Raw genomic sequence first — 15,065 nt, 5'->3', positions numbered from 1 at the left:
TCTTCCAACTGGTCTCGCATGGCGTGCTCCTTCGATCGAGACTCCGCAGAAAGTATTGACACTTGCGTCATACCCCGCTGCCAACTGCGTAAACCTCATGCTCCGCGCGTATTCAGCAAACCTTTTCGAAACGAAGAAGGGGACCCCGCCGGGGTCCCCTTAGCTTCGCGAATCGGGATGATCAGCCCTCGATGAAGCCCTCGAGCTGCGTGCGTGCCACGTCGTCGGGCAGCTGCTTGGGCGGGCTCTTCATCAGGTACGCCGACGCGGCCACCACCGGGCCGCCGACACCGCGGTCCTTGGCGATCTTCGCCGCGCGCACCGCATCGATGATGACGCCGGCCGAGTTGGGCGAGTCCCACACCTCGAGCTTGTACTCCAGGTTCAGCGGCACGTCACCGAAAGCGCGGCCTTCCAGGCGCACGTAGGCCCACTTGCGGTCGTCGAGCCAGCCGACGTGATCGGACGGACCGATGTGCACGTCCTTGGTGTTGAACTCACGCTGCAGGTTTGAGGTGACGGCCTGGGTCTTCGAGATCTTCTTGCTCTCCAGCCGCGAACGCTCGAGCATGTTGAGGAAGTCCATGTTGCCGCCGACATTGAGCTGCATCGTGCGGTCGAGCTGCACGCCGCGATCCTCGAACAGCTTGGCCATCACGCGGTGGGTGATGGTCGCGCCGACCTGGCTCTTGATGTCGTCGCCGACGATCGGCACGCCGGCGTCCTCGAACTTCTTGGCCCACACCGGATCTGAGGCGATGAACACCGGCAGTGCGTTGACGAATGCCACACCGGCGTCGATCGCGCACTGCGCGTAGAACTTGTCGGCCTCTTCGGAGCCCACCGGCAGGTAGGACACCATCACGTCGACGTTCGCGTCCTTGAGCACCTTGACCACGTCGACGGCCTCGGTGTCGGACACCTCGATGGTCTCGGCGTAGTACTTGCCGATGCCGTCGAGGGTCGGGCCGCGCTGCACCGTGACGTTGGTGGGCGGCACGTCGGCGATCTTGATGGTGTTGTTCTCTGAGGCGAAGATGGCCTCGGAGAGGTCGAAGCCGACCTTCTTGGCGTCCACGTCGAACGCGGCGACGAACTTCACGTCGCGGACGTGGTACCGGCCGAGCTTGACGTGCATCAGACCGGGAACGGTCACATTCTCGTCGGCGTCGTGGTAATACTGCACGCCCTGCACCAGCGAGGACGCGCAGTTGCCCACGCCGACGATGGCGACCCGAATTTCGGTGTTCTCAGTCATGACGACGTTCTCCCTCTCCTACTAATTCAGTAGTGCTCAAACTGCTTAAGACTCAGCGTGTCCCTGCGCCGTTCGTTCCGCGGCTATCAACTCGTTGAGCCACTTGACTTCGCGCTCGCTGGATTCCAACCCGAGCTGGTGGAGCTGGCGGGTGTAGCGATCGAGCGAATTGCTGGCCCGCGCCACTGCTTCACGCAGGCCTTCACGGCGTTCCTCCACCTGACGACGGCGACCCTCCAGAATGCGCATCCTGGCCTCGGCCGGCGTGCGGTTGAAAAACGCGAGGTGAACGCCGAACCCGTCGTCGGAATAGTTCTGAGGACCGGTGTCGGCCACGAGCTCGGTGAACCGTTGCTTGCCTGCCTCAGAGAGCCGGTACACACGGCGCGCGCGGCGCATCTTCGGCGTGCCATCCGGCGCCGCGTCCTCGACGATCAGCCCGTCGGCCTGCATGCGCCGCAGCGCCGGGTACAGCGAACCGTAGGAAAAGGCGCGGAACGCCCCCAACAGTCCGGTCAGGCGTTTACGCAGCTCGTAGCCGTGCATCGGAGATTCGAGCAGAAGACCCAGGATGGCGAGCTCCAACACCGAACCACCTCCTTTGCTTGGCCGCTACGACACTTCGACACCTCGCAAAAGTGTATCGCGCCGATATATGCGGCGCTATAGCGGTGCCGCCTCAATCCGTGGCAATGCAGCCCGCTAGTCGCCGGCGTAGTCGATGTTCTTGATCGTGCCGTCGGCAGCGAAGGTAACCGAACCGTCGCCGAACTCGCTGGATACGTTTGCTCGCAGCGTCAGCTCGCCAGGGGTTTGTGGTTCACGCGTCGGGTCGACGGTGAGGTAGGTGCTGTCCCTATCCACGTCCGCCTCCTCGATCCCGGCGATCTTCGGGGCTCCGCGCAGGGTCGCGACGGCGGTCTTGACGTCGAAGGCGCCGAGGTCTACCAGCAGCTCGCTGTCGCTTTTGGCCGACGTCGACGGGTCGTCGAAACCGCCGCGATAGGTGTAGCGGAGTACGCGCCGCTCATCCTCGGGATCGGGGCGAGCCACGACGGCATATTCGGGATAGACGACCAGTGAGTAGCCCATCGTGTCACCGAAGCGTTGGCGCATTTGTTCCAGCAGCCCTTCCAGCCCTCCCAACGACTGCAGCTGGCGTGGTGCTGTGACGACCCGGGCTTCGATGCCGTCGGACTTGGCGCCCGGGTCAGTTTCGAAGCTCAACGGCGAGCTGGTGTTGCCGTACAGACCCCAGCCGATGCCCATGCCGAGCAGCACCAGCACGGCCGCGGTCGCGAGGCGAATGCCCCAGCCCCCAGTCCCACCTGCCCGCGACGGCTTCTTCAGATCGGGCAGCTGAACTGGTGCGTTGGAGTTCTGCAGGTCCGACACCAGCGACTGCAAGTCGCCGAGCGTCGTGGCGGTGGTGGCCGCTTTGACCCGCTCACCGTGCTCCGTCATCGACAGCTGGCCTTCGCTCAGCGCGTTGTCGAGAATCCTGCACGTGTCGTTGCGGTCGCTGTCCTTGGCCCGCGTTCCTGCTGTCTGCCTCGTCGCCACGCAGAGATCGTAAGAGTTAGGTCGCCATCACCGCAGACCAGATACCCACCGCGGGCATGTGGCGGCGTAGTCGAGCCTCGGTGGTCGCATGGCCGACGTACTCTGGTCATCGTGCGATTGCAGCGACAGGTGGTGGACTATGCGCTCCGGCGCCGGTCCCTGCTGGCCGAGGTCTATTCGGGCCGCACCGGTGTCTCGGAGGTCTGTGACGCCAATCCCTACCTGCTGCGAGCAGCGAAGTTTCATGGGAAGCCCAGTTCGGTGATGTGCCCGATCTGCCGCAAGGAACAGCTCACCTTGGTGTCGTGGGTATTCGGTGACCATCTAGGCGCCGTGTCAGGATCGGCGCGCACTGCCGAGGAGTTGGTCTTGCTCGCGTCCCGTTATGACGAGTTTTCCGTACACGTGGTGGAGGTATGCCGCACCTGCAGCTGGAATCACCTGGTGAAGTCGTATGTGCTTGGCGCGGTCCGGCCTCCAAAGGCTCCGCGTCGCACGCGGACGGCGCGCGATGGCGCGCGCACGGCCAGTGAATAGCGAAGGGCGCCACGACCGGTCAGCCAGTGATGTCCGCAGGGGACCCGCGGCTGATGGTGTTGGACAGCGCCCGCAACCACGCTCCGATGGTCCTGCGGGATCCGACGGTGGCCGCCACCGCCCACCTGCGCCCGATGGTCCGCGCCACCGCCCCGGCGCTCCTCCCGATGACCGGTTGACCGCCGTCATACCTGTTGTCCGCAATGCGCCGCCTGCGCACTTGCGAGACCCGATCGACGTCGTCAAGGCCGCGCTCGACGGCACACCCGCCCCGAAGCAGCCGCCCCCTCCGCCCCCGCGCCAGCCGCCGGGTGGTGGCGGACCGCCTGGCGGGCCACCCCCGCCTCGGCGGAGCTTGAGCCAGCAGATCAACTGGAAGTTGGTTCGCCGCGGGCTTTATGTGGCGGTCGCCGTATTGATTGTGCTGCCGCTTGTCACGTTCGGGATGGCGTACATGATCGTCGATGTGCCCAAGCCGGGCGACATCCGGACCAGCCAGGTTTCGACGATTTTGGCCAGCGACGGTAGTGAGCTGGCGAAAATCGTTCCGCCCGAAGGTAATCGCGTCGACGTCAACATCGAGCAGATACCCGTGCATGTGCGCGACGCGGTGATGGCCGCCGAAGACCGTGACTTCTACTCCAACCCCGGGTTCTCGTTCACCGGATTCGCCCGCGCGATCAAGAACAATCTGTTCGGCGGCGACCTGCAGGGTGGCTCCACGATCACCCAGCAGTACGTCAAAAACGCGTTGGTGGGTTCGGAACGCTCCGGCGTCGGCGGCCTGATCCGCAAGGCCAAGGAGCTGGTGATCTCCACCAAGATGTCCGGTGAATGGTCCAAAGACCAAGTGCTGCAGTCCTATCTGAACATCATCTACTTCGGGCGCGGTTCGTACGGCATCGCAGCCGCATCCAGGGCCTACTTCGACAAACCGGTCGAACAGCTCACCGTCGCCGACGGGGCTCTGCTGGCCGCGCTGATCCAACGGCCGTCCGGCCTTGATCCGGCCGTCAACCCCGAAGGCGCGTCGGAGCGATGGAACTGGGTTCTCGACGGGATGGTCGAGATCGGCGCGCTGTCCCCTGCCGACCGTGCGGCGCAAGTGTTTCCGCCGACGGTGCCGCCGGACCTGGCGAGCTCGCAGAACCAGACCACCGGCCCCAACGGCCTGATCGAGCGGCAGGTCACCAAGGAGTTGCTCGAGCTGTTCGACATCGATGAGCAGACGCTGAACACCGAGGGCCTGCAGGTCACCACCACCATCGACCCCAAGGCGCAGAAGGCCGCAGAGGAAGCCGCAGCGGAATATCTCGAGGGCCAGGATCCTGACATGCGCACCGCAGTGGTGTCGATCGATCCACGCACCGGAGGGGTCAAGGCGTACTACGGCGGCACCGACGCCAACGGGTTCGACTTCGCGCAGGCGGGTCTGCAGACCGGGTCGTCGTTCAAGGTGTTCGCGTTGGTGGCCGCGCTGCAGCAGGGCATCGGGCTGGGCTACAACATCGACAGCTCGCCGCTGACGCTCAACGGCATCACCATCAACAACGTCGAGGGCGGCGGCTGCGGCACCTGCAACATCGCCGAGGCGCTGAAACGATCGCTGAACACCAGCTACTACCGGCTGATGCTGAAGCTGAACAACGGGCCGGCCGACGTCGCAGAAGCGGCCCACCAGGCCGGCATCGCCGAGAGCATCCCCGGCGTGGAACACACGCTGTCCGAGGACGGCAAGGGCGGTCCGCCCAACAATGGAATTGTGTTGGGCCAGTATCAGACTCGCGTGCTGGACATGGCGTCGGCGTATGCGACCATCGCGGCCTCGGGGGTGTACCACAAACCCCATTTCGTGCAGAAGGTGGTCAACGCCCAAGGTGAGGTGCTGTTCGACGCCAGCGGTCAGGACAACACCGGCGAGCAGCGGATCGATAAGAAGGTCGCGGACAACGTGACCTCGGCCATGCAACCCATTGCGGCATATTCCAACGGCCACAACCTCGCAGGGGGCCGTCCGTCGGCAGCCAAGACTGGCACCGTGCAGTTGGGCGATACGGGCGCCAACCGTGACGCGTGGATGGTCGGATTCACACCGTCGCTGTCGACGGCCGTCTGGGTGGGCACCACCGAAGGTACGAAGCCGCTTGAGAACAAGTGGGGTTCGCCGATTTACGGATCGGGTGTGCCGTCGGACATCTGGAAGGCGACGATGGACGGCGCGCTGGAGGACACCGAGAACGAGTCCTTCCCGAAGCCGGAGGAGATCGGCGGCTACGCGGGTGTGCCGCAGGCTCCGCCACCGCCGCCGTCCCCCACGACGCCACCGCCGCCGTCGGAGACTGTGATTCAGCCGACTATTGAAGTGGCGCCTGGCATTACGATTCCGATCGGCCCGCCGACAACCGTGCCGCTCGCACCGCCGCCGCCAGCCGGAACCCCACCGGGACCGGTTGTTCCCGGGGCTCAGGTGCCGGCCCCGCCGCCGCCCCCGTGACCGAATCCGCGGTGAGTGACGAAGGGGCGGCACCGCAGCGGTCGATGGTGTCGCCGGAGCCCCTAGCATCGGTTGAATCGCCGGCTCCGCCGGCAGAAGACCGGCGCAGCCTCGATGACCGCGACATGCCCAGCCGCACAGACACCATCGGTGCCGCCCTGTCGGAGACCATCGGCGGGCCTGTCGGCCGGCACGCGCTCATCGGCAGGCAGCGATTTCTGACGCCGCTGCGGGTGATGCTGATCATCGCGTTGGTGTTCCTCGCGCTCGGCTACTCCACCAAAGCCGCGTGCCTGCAGACGACCGGCACCGGCACCGCCGATCAACGCGTCGGCAACTGGCAGAACCAGCGCGCCTATTACGAGCTGTGCTACTCCGACACCGTTCCGCTGTACACGGCAGAACTGTTGAACCTCGGCAAGTTTCCGTACAAGTCGAGCTGGGTCGAAACCGACAGCACCGGCAAGCCGCGCATCCAATACGACGGCAACACCGCCGTGCGATACATGGAATACCCGGTGCTGACGGGCATTTACCAGTATCTGTCGATGGCGCTGGCCAAGACGTACACCGCGCTGACCAAGCTGGCATCGGTGCCGATTGTCGCCGAGGTGGTGATGTTCTTCAACATCGCTGCGTTCGGCCTGGCGCTGGCGTGGCTGGCGACGGTGTGGGCCACCGCCCGGCTCGCAGGGCCGCGACGGATCTGGGACGCGGCGATGGTGGCGGCGTCGCCGATCCTGATCTTTCAGGTCTTCACGAATTTCGATGCGCTGGCAACGGCCTTCGCGACCGGTGCGCTGCTGGCCTGGGCGCGACGAAAACCGATGCTGGCCGGCGCGCTGATCGGGCTGGGCGTCGCGGCCAAGCTCTATCCGCTGTTATTGCTACTGCCGCTGGCCGTCTTGGCGGTGCGTGTCGGCCGCCTCCGCGAGGTAGGCAGAACCGCGGTGGCGGCAGTGCTGGTCTGGGTGGTGGTCAACCTGCCGATCATGGTGTTGTTCCCCAGAGGGTGGTCGGAATTCTTCCGGCTCAACACACGTCGCGGTGACGACATGGACTCGATCTACAACGTGGTGAAGTCGTTCACCGGGTGGCGTGGTTTCGACACCGACCTGGGGTTCTGGCAGCCTCCGACGGTGCTCAACACCGTGTCGGCGGTGCTGTTCGTATCGTGTTGCATCGCAATCGCTTACATCGCGCTGACGGCGAATCAGCGGCCGAGGCTTGCGCAGGTGGCGTTCCTGGTGGTCGCCGCGTTCCTGTTGACGAACAAGGTGTGGAGCCCGCAGTTCTCGCTGTGGCTGGTGCCGCTTGCGGTGCTTGCGCTGCCGCATCGCCGGATCTTGTTGGCGTGGATGACCATTGACGCACTGGTGTGGGTGCCGCGAATGATGTACCTGTACGGGGAGGAGAACCGCGGGCTGCCCGAGCAGTGGTTCACCGCGACGGTTCTGCTGCGGGACGTCGCGGTTGTTGCGTTGTGCGCGTTGGTGATCCGACAGGTCTACCGGCCCGAGCTGGATTTGGTCCGGGACCGTGGCCGCTTCGACGACCCGGCGGGAGGGGTGTTCAACCGGGCTCCCGACGCGCCGCCGGGGTGGCTGCCCGACTGGCTGCGTCCGCAGGCGGACCGCACACGCGTAACGCCGGCGCCCGATCAGTCCACTAACTCGGAGGACGAACCGGATTTGGCGCGGAGCACATAAGGAGGTACACCGATGTTGGTGGCGATTCCCCTGTTCGAGCGGTTCACCGCGTTGGACGCGATCGGTCCCTATGAAGTGCTGCAACGTGTTCCGTCGATCGATGTGGTGTTCGTCGGGCATCAACTAGGCGAAGTCCGCAGCGACAACGGGATGCTCGGCGTGATGGTCGACAAGTCCTTCGCCGAGGTCACCAGGCCGGATGTCGTGGTGTTCCCGGGTGGCATCGGCACGCGTGTGCTCCTCAACGACGACGAGGTGCGAGATTGGGTGCGCGAGGCGCACAACCACACGACGTACACCACGTCGGTGTGCACCGGCAGCCTGGTGCTGGCCGCCGCGGGACTGCTGACGGGCCTGACGGCTACAACCCACTGGCGCGCAGTGGAACTGTTGAATTCGCTCGGCGCGCGGTACGTGCCGCAGCGGGTGGTCGAGCACGCACCGGAGCGCCTCATCACCGCAGCGGGGGTGTCCAGCGGCATCGACATGGCGCTGCGGCTGGTCGAGTTACTGGTCAGCCGCGAAGCGGCGCAGGCCAGTCAGCTGATGATCGAGTACGATCCTGAGCCGCCTTTCGACTCCGGCGACCTGGCCAAGGCCTCCGACGAGGTGCGCGAACTCGCTACGGAGTTCTACCTGGACCGGTCCTAGCGCGATTTCGCAGCTCAAGCCTCTGTCCTGTAGCCTGGGCCGGTTGCCGACGCAGGTAACCCTCCTGCCGCGGATCGTCCGTGGCCGCTCTAGACCAGAGGAGGTGGTGTGGTTCTCATGCGTCCATACGAAATCATGGTCATTCTCGACCCCACTCTCGACGAACGCACGGTAGCTCCGTCGCTCGAGACGTTTCTCAACGTTGTCCGCAAGGACGGCGGCAGTGTCGACAAGGTCGACATCTGGGGCCGTCGCCGGCTGGCATACGAGATCGCCAAGCACGCCGAGGGCATCTACGCCGTCGTCGATGTGAAGGCCGAGCCCGCGACGGTGTCCGAGCTCGATCGTCAGCTCAACCTGAACGAGTCCGTGCTGCGGACCAAGGTGCTGCGGACCGATAAGCACTAGTCCGAACGGCTGTCGGGTGTCACGAGCCTTGCGTAGGCTCGCGCCCAACAAGCTGCCCACCCCAGGAGGAACTCGTGGCTGGTGACACCACCATCACCGTTGTCGGAAACCTGACTGCCGACCCGGAACTGCGGTTCACCCCGTCCGGTGCGGCCGTCGCCAACTTCACCGTCGCATCGACGCCGCGCATCTATGACCGTCAAAGCGGGGAATGGAAGGACGGCGAGGCGCTGTTCTTGCGGTGCAACATCTGGCGCGAGGCCGCCGAGAACGTGGCCGAGAGCCTCACTCGCGGCTCGCGGGTGATCGTGCAGGGCCGGCTCAAGCAGCGGTCGTTCGAAACCCGTGAGGGCGAGAAGCGCACGGTCTTCGAGGTCGAGGTCGACGAGATCGGCCCGTCCTTGCGCTACGCGACGGCCAAGGTCAACAAGGCCAGCCGCAGCGGCGGCGGTGGCGGCGGATTCGGCGGCGGTGGCGGTGGCTCCCGCGCCAGTGGCGGTGGCACGGAGCCGCCCAAGGGTGACGATCCCTGGGGCAGCGCTCCTGCGTCGGGCTCGTTTTCCGGCAGCGACGACGAACCGCCCTTCTGACCAACTTTTAATTACCAGAAAGAGATAGACACATGGCCAAGGCCACCAAGCGCCGCCCGGCGCCCGAGAAGCCGATCAAGACCCGCAAGTGCGTGTTCTGCTCCAAGAAGGGGAAGAACCAGACGATCGACTACAAGGACACGCAGCTGCTGCGCACCTACATCAGCGAGCGCGGCAAGATCCGCGCGCGCCGCGTGACCGGTAACTGCGTGCAGCACCAGCGCGACATCGCGATCGCGGTCAAGAACGCCCGCGAGGTTGCCCTGCTGCCCTTCAGCGCGTCGACGCGATAAGCATCCGCACGCAAAAAGAGAGACGTTTAGAGATGAAACTGATTCTTACCGCAGAGGTGGACCACCTCGGTTCATCCGGCGACATCGTCGAGGTGAAGGACGGCTACGGGCGCAACTTCCTGCTGCCCCGCGGACTGGCCATCGTCGCGTCACGCGGCGCAGAGCGGCAGGCCGAGGAGATCAAACGGGCGCGCGAGATCAAGAGCGTCCAGGGCCTTGAGCACGCCAAGGAGCTGAAGACCGCCATCGAGGGTCTCGGCTCGGTCGAGCTGGCCGTTAAGGCTGCCGGCGACACCGGCAAGTTGTTCGGATCGGTGACGGCGGCCGACGTTGTCGCGGCGATCAAGAAGGCCGGCGGACCGAATCTGGACAAGCGGACCGTCCAGCTGCCCAAGTCGCACATCAAGTCGGTCGGCACTCACCCGATCGCCGTGCGGCTGCACCCCGAGGTGGATGCCTCGGTCGCACTGAGCGTCGTCGCCGGGCAATAACACCAACGTCAATCGACCGGGTGGAGACCTTGATAAGTCTTCACCCGGTCGTTGCTGTACCCGCTGGCGAACATTTCGAATTAATTAGTCTGCAGCGAAGCTAACCGGCTGTTAACCTGGTCGGCCCCTCGGCGAAACACAACACGCCCGAGGTCGCAACCTGGGCCGACACGCCGAGGCAATTACCATCCCCAGACCTTCACTGGCTTTATGGTGCGGCTATCTGCGCGGATACACCAAACAAAGTTGGTTATGCACAAGTTCTCCCCAGCGACTCAACATGGCTGTCCAGAGATATGCACACCCCATCCCCAGGTTCATTAACAGGGCCGTTTTGCAGCCCTGCCAGCAACGTCTAGCGTTGGCCGTCGCTAGGCAGTTCCGGCGCCAATGATGTAGTGGCTGTCAGACGTCTGGCATACAGTCGCGGTAAGCGTTGATCGAATGTACGTTCGATAACAACCAGGAGGGGGTGAGACGCTCCGTGGCTGTCGTGGATGACCTTGGCCATTCGGGTATGGACGTCCCGCCACCCAGTGAGGACTTCGGCCGCCAACCCCCGCAAGACAACGCGGCGGAGATGTCCGTCCTGGGCGGCATGCTGCTGAGCAAGGACGCCATCGCCGACGTGCTGGAGCGGCTACGGCCCGGCGACTTCTACCGTCCCGCGCACCAAAACGTCTACGACGCGATCCTCGACCTCTACGGGCGTGGTGAGCCGGCCGACGCGGTGACTGTTGCCGCGGAGTTGGACCGCCGCGGACTACTGCGCCGGATCGGCGGCGCGCCGTATCTGCACACGCTGATCTCGACGGTGCCCACCGCCGCGAACGCGGGGTTCTATGCGGGCATCGTGGCGGAGAAGGCGCTGCTGCGGCGGCTGGTCGAGGCCGGCACCCGAGTCGTGCAGTACGGCTATGCGGGCGCTGAGGGTGCTGACGTCACGGAGATCGTGGACCGGGCGCAGGCCGAGATTTACGACGTCACCGAGGGACGCACGTCGGAAGATTTCGTGCCGCTCGAGGACCTGCTGCAGCCGACGATGGACGAGATCGATGCGATCGCCTCCAATGGCGGCCTAGCCCGCGGTGTGCCAACCGGTTTCACTGATCTTGACGAGGTAACCAACGGCTTGCACCCGGGCCAGATGATCGTCATCGCGGCTCGACCCGGTATGGGCAAGGCACTGAAGCTGGATACGCCCCTCCCGACTCCCACGGGGTGGACCACGATGGGCGAAGTGGCCGTTGGAGATTGGTTAATCGGCGCAGATGGCCAGCCGACCCAGGTGGTCGCCGCGACAGAGGTGATGCTCGGTCGACCTTGCTACGAGGTCGAGTTCTCCGACGGCACAGTCATTGTGGCCGACGAACAGCACCAGTGGTTGACAGAAACCCGGGCGTCTCGGAAGTCCGCACAGGCCGCTGCGATCGGGTACAACCGCTGCAAGAACCAGCGCACGTTCGCATCAGTTCGAACGACCCGGGAAATCGCCGAGACGCTGCGGTGTCCTACCGCCGATCGACGGCTGAACCACTCCGTCGTCAATGCCGCACCTATCCAGGCAGCGGAGCGTGAACTGCTGGTCCCGCCTTACACACTTGGCGCCTGGCTCGGTGACGGCACGACCGCGGCAGCACAGATAACGGCCGCGGATTTGGATGTAATCATGCGCATCGAGGCAGAAGGTATCGCCGCGCACCCGTCAGCCACGGCGAAGTATCGATACCAACTGCGCCTTCCGGATGCGCCACCAATCGCTGAGCGCGAATGTGTGGTCTGCGGGAAATTGTTTGTCCCGCACACCAGTCAGGTGCGGACGTGCGGTCGTTCGTGCGGTGGACGCGCGCGATTCGTTTCGGAGCCGGTGGCTTCCCCGACATGCTCGCGTTGCGGGGGACCATCTTGTGGACTGAGGCTCTGCCAAGGCTGCCGCCATAGCTTTGGCACCTTCCAGGGTCGGCTACGCACCATCGGTGTACTCGGACGAAAGCACATACCTGCCGAGTATCTGCGCGCCTCTGAGCAACAACGGCGGGCGTTGTTGGCCGGACTCCTCGACACCGACGGCACGGTGACAGCGGGAGGCGCGGTGCAGTTCTCGGTCACCGACCGCCGCCTCGCGAGCGATGTCCAGGAGCTGGTTGTAAGTCTCGGATACCGTTGCCAGGTCGCCACCAAGCGAGTGAAGGGTCGCAGTGAGGAGACGTCGGTTGCTTACACGCTCAATTTCTCGACTGAAGACGAGGTATTTGGGCTGCATCGAAAAGCACTGCTACACAAGGAGCGTCGTGCTGCATGTGGCACAGCGCGGTCGGGCTCGAGATTCATCGTCGATGTAAGGCCCGTCGAGAGCGTTCCAGTTCGTTGCGTACAGGTCGACAACGATGACCATATGTACTTGGCCGGTCGCGCAATGGTGCCAACCCACAACTCCACGCTTGGCTTAGATTTCTTGCGGTCCTGTTCAATCAAGAATCGCATGTCGAGCGTCATCTTCAGCCTGGAGATGAGCAAGACCGAGATCGTGATGCGACTCCTTTCAGCCGAGGCGCGAATCAAGTTGGCCGATATGCGGTCGGGCCGGATGAGTGACGATGACTGGACCCGGCTCGCGCGGCGGATGAGCGAAATCAGTGAAGCGCCTTTGTATATCGACGATTCGCCGAACCTGATGATGATGGAGATTCGGGCCAAGGCGCGTCGACTCAAGCAAAAGGCCAACCTGAGCCTGATCGTCATCGACTATCTGCAGCTGATGACATCCGGCAAGAAGGTCGAGTCGCGGCAGCAGGAAGTGTCCGAATTCTCCAGGCAGCTCAAGCTTTTGGCGAAGGAACTGGAAGTTCCCGTCGTGGCGATGAGCCAGCTGAACCGTGGCCCGGAACAGCGCACCGACAAAAAGCCAATGCTGTCTGACCTACGTGAGTCGGGCGCGATCGAACAGGATGCGGACATGGTCATCCTGCTGCACCGGCCTGACGCGTTCGAGCGAGACGATCCGCGCGGTGGCGAGGCGGATCTCATTTTGGCCAAGCATCGCAACGGCCCAACCAAGACCATCACCGTCGCGCATCAGTTGCACCTGTCGCGGTTCACCAACATGGCCAAGGCGTAATGGTCGTTGTTGCTGTTGCGGCGCCTTATCTATTCGCCCCGAAGGTGCCAAAAGGCCTTCCGCCATTTCAATGACACTGCTGCAAACCGGGGGGCGGTCGGCGTCCGCCACGCAGGCCAACAAACTGACAGGCGCGGCCAATGGTACTTGGACGCGAATATCGACCAGCCCCAGCGGTATTGACGCCGACGAGCGCGACGTGTTGCGCCGAAAGTGCAACGGCGGTAGCTCGGGAGCCTGGGTCATGCATTCGACGGTTGCAGGCGCATGCGGGCGTCAACACTCGAGGCAGCACGAGCAGCAATGCATGGTGGACGCTGGTGCGGGGGACGAGATCGACCTGAGGACGTGTGGTGACTGCGTTCGATGCACGCTGGCAATGAGTATGGGGCCGAACGTGATACCCCAGCCGGCCGTCTGGACCCTCGTCGCCCGCCCGCCTTCGGTCGTGTTCTTCGCTGCCCTCCTCACTGCAGAGTGCCGCAGGACGCCCGATCGATCGGCGCGACGAACTCTGGTCCGTGCGATGTAGCGCGCCGCATCCAAAACTGCCGCAATGAACAGAATCTGAATGAATCCGAACACCACCACCGGCCAGGCCGTGCCGGCCGCGATGCCAAGTGCGGTCGCCGTCCTCAGCCCCGAGCGGTCGCGCATCAGGCAGCCGCCGAACACAACACAACCGTGGACCGCCGCGCCCACCAGGTAGGCGATGACGATCGTGTCCCCTATTGCGGGCATGCCGACGCGCTGGCGTCGGAAGGGCCTATGCGACCCGCCCCTTGGCGCGTCGCAGCCGTCGGCCGCAGGTCTGGCCCGTCGGGGCCGTGCGCACGTCCAGCAACCATTGAAACTCCTTGTCCACCCCGGTAGCGGTGTTCAGCTCATGCAGGTAATGGCATGAAACGCGGTCGCACGTGGCAAGTCCGGCGTTGCAACGTGGACCGTCGCTGGCGACTCGGTAACTTACCGATGAGTCAGTTAATATTTACTAGATCGACAACAGGTCGTCAAGCGGTTCGCACATTTGGGTATGTAGGGATTCATTCCGGAGCACTCATCGCCCCGCGCACGTAGGCGACGACCCCCTGAACTTCAAATTTAAAGCGGTCGCGAGACGTGAAGAAACCGCGGGTCGCCAGCACAGTCGAGTATCCGTCACCGCCGAGAACCGGCCGCTCTACTGGGCTCGAAGCCCGGTGACTGCGAATCTCTCGACTTTGGCGACGTGCCCACCGGTCCACACCACTAACGTGAGCGCACCTGGTTGTGGCGGCGAAGTGCTGAACGTAGCCGACCACGGCCGGGACTCGCCGCCGGCCGGAACGCAACAGTAATCCCCGAGCACGTCCTCCTGGGTGCTTTGGCGGACCTGCAGGTGCAGGCTCTCGTCCACGCCGGTGATGGTGCCGCCGGCCTCGATCAGCGTTCCGGCGGTGCTGCCGTATCGGGGTGTGGAGAGGGTGAGCGCGTCGTCGAGGCTGCCAACCACTTCCCACGGAGCGTTCGGGGCGGTGCCGAAGCGGGCCAGGTGGATCGTTGCGGCGGTGGTGGACTCGCCGCTGGGCGATGCGTAGCCGACGCCGACCCAGGCTTCGGCGACGTGCTCGGTGACGGTGGTGGTGCGGTCGATCTCGGCGAAGCCCAAATAGTCCTGGGCGAACAACAGCGCCGTGGTGTCCGGGTCCGCATGCCAAGGCGCGGCCCCTGCGGCGGCGTCGTCCCGGAGCCAGCGGTCCGCCTCGTCTTGGGAAGCGAACGGCCACAACGGTTGGTAGGTGAAGCCGCCAGGTGTCGGGGCGGTCGTGGTGTCGACGGGATCGGCCAGCGCCGGGGGTGCCAACAGTCCACCACCGGTGGTGAGTGTTGTGCCGAGTATCAGCGCGCTCAAAACGGTTGTGATGCGTGTGGTCGCCATTTCTCCATGGTGCCCCCGGGAAAGTCCGTCGGGAT

The 15,065-nt window shown here is 64.4% G+C and carries 14 protein-coding genes; 10 read left to right on the top strand and 4 right to left on the bottom strand.

All coding sequences use genetic code 11. The features are described 5' to 3' along the window. Positions 1-181: 181 nt before the first annotated feature. From VFH65_RS23590 to VFH65_RS23580, 3 genes are all read right to left on the bottom strand, one after another. Positions 182-1,258 carry an inositol-3-phosphate synthase gene (locus VFH65_RS23590; RefSeq protein WP_353324718.1) on the bottom strand — a complete coding sequence of 359 codons (1,077 nt, stop codon included), beginning with the start codon at positions 1,256-1,258 and terminating at the stop codon, positions 182-184. A gap of 45 nt (positions 1,259-1,303) precedes the next feature. Next, positions 1,304-1,846 (bottom strand): PadR family transcriptional regulator, encoded by a 543-nt coding sequence (locus VFH65_RS23585; protein ID WP_353324716.1) that lies wholly within the window; start codon positions 1,844-1,846, stop codon positions 1,304-1,306. Positions 1,847-1,960: 114 nt separating this feature from the next. Continuing rightward, positions 1,961-2,821 carry a DUF1707 SHOCT-like domain-containing protein gene (locus VFH65_RS23580; protein ID WP_353324715.1) on the bottom strand — a complete coding sequence of 287 codons (861 nt, stop codon included), beginning with the start codon at positions 2,819-2,821 and terminating at the stop codon, positions 1,961-1,963. Between the two features lie 111 nt (positions 2,822-2,932). Here VFH65_RS23580 and VFH65_RS23575 point away from each other — a divergent pair, with 111 nt between their 5' ends. The 10 genes from VFH65_RS23575 to dnaB all read left to right on the top strand — a co-directional run bounded on the left by VFH65_RS23575 (position 2,933) and on the right by dnaB (position 13,112). Then, positions 2,933-3,358, top strand: coding sequence for a DUF5318 domain-containing protein (locus VFH65_RS23575; RefSeq protein WP_353324714.1), 426 nt, complete (start codon positions 2,933-2,935; stop codon positions 3,356-3,358). A 29-nt stretch (positions 3,359-3,387) separates the two neighbouring features. Beyond that, complete coding sequence (locus VFH65_RS23570; RefSeq protein WP_353324712.1) at positions 3,388-3,537, top strand: hypothetical protein; 150 nt, start codon at positions 3,388-3,390, stop codon at positions 3,535-3,537. After that, on the top strand, positions 3,534-5,852 hold the full coding sequence (locus VFH65_RS23565) for a transglycosylase domain-containing protein (RefSeq protein ID WP_353324710.1): 2,319 nt from the start codon (positions 3,534-3,536) through the stop codon (positions 5,850-5,852). Before VFH65_RS23570 ends, VFH65_RS23565 begins: the two co-directional genes overlap by 4 nt. Positions 5,853-5,896: 44 nt before the next feature. After that, positions 5,897-7,561 carry a glycosyltransferase family 87 protein gene (locus VFH65_RS23560; protein ID WP_353324722.1) on the top strand — a complete coding sequence of 555 codons (1,665 nt, stop codon included), beginning with the start codon at positions 5,897-5,899 and terminating at the stop codon, positions 7,559-7,561. A gap of 12 nt (positions 7,562-7,573) precedes the next feature. Next, positions 7,574-8,212: a DJ-1/PfpI family protein gene (locus VFH65_RS23555; protein ID WP_353324708.1), complete on the top strand. Its 639-nt coding sequence runs from the start codon at positions 7,574-7,576 to the stop codon at positions 8,210-8,212. Between the two features lie 117 nt (positions 8,213-8,329). Beyond that, positions 8,330-8,620: a 30S ribosomal protein S6 gene (rpsF, locus tag VFH65_RS23550; RefSeq protein ID WP_029371044.1), complete on the top strand. Its 291-nt coding sequence runs from the start codon at positions 8,330-8,332 to the stop codon at positions 8,618-8,620. A gap of 74 nt (positions 8,621-8,694) precedes the next feature. Beyond that, a complete protein-coding gene (locus VFH65_RS23545; protein ID WP_353324706.1) occupies positions 8,695-9,210 on the top strand; it encodes a single-stranded DNA-binding protein in 516 nt (171 codons plus the stop codon). A gap of 32 nt (positions 9,211-9,242) precedes the next feature. Continuing rightward, the gene (rpsR, locus tag VFH65_RS23540; RefSeq protein ID WP_353324704.1) at positions 9,243-9,503 is read left to right on the top strand and encodes a 30S ribosomal protein S18; all 261 of its coding nucleotides are present in this window, start codon (positions 9,243-9,245) and stop codon (positions 9,501-9,503) included. Positions 9,504-9,535: 32 nt separating this feature from the next. Then, the gene (gene rplI / locus VFH65_RS23535; RefSeq protein WP_353324702.1) at positions 9,536-9,994 is read left to right on the top strand and encodes a 50S ribosomal protein L9; all 459 of its coding nucleotides are present in this window, start codon (positions 9,536-9,538) and stop codon (positions 9,992-9,994) included. A gap of 484 nt (positions 9,995-10,478) precedes the next feature. Next, positions 10,479-13,112 (top strand): replicative DNA helicase, encoded by a 2,634-nt coding sequence (dnaB, locus tag VFH65_RS23530; RefSeq protein ID WP_353324700.1) that lies wholly within the window; start codon positions 10,479-10,481, stop codon positions 13,110-13,112. A 1,180-nt stretch (positions 13,113-14,292) separates the two neighbouring features. Here dnaB and VFH65_RS23525 read toward each other — a convergent pair. Further along, positions 14,293-15,030, bottom strand: coding sequence for a hypothetical protein (locus tag VFH65_RS23525; protein ID WP_353324698.1), 738 nt, complete (start codon positions 15,028-15,030; stop codon positions 14,293-14,295). Positions 15,031-15,065 lie beyond the last annotated feature (35 nt).

Source organism: Mycobacterium sp. (genome assembly GCF_035697385.1).
Taxonomy (GTDB): domain Bacteria; phylum Actinomycetota; class Actinomycetes; order Mycobacteriales; family Mycobacteriaceae; genus Mycobacterium.
Note: the sequence above shows the minus strand (reverse complement) of the source record. Positions and strands in the feature narration are given on the sequence as shown.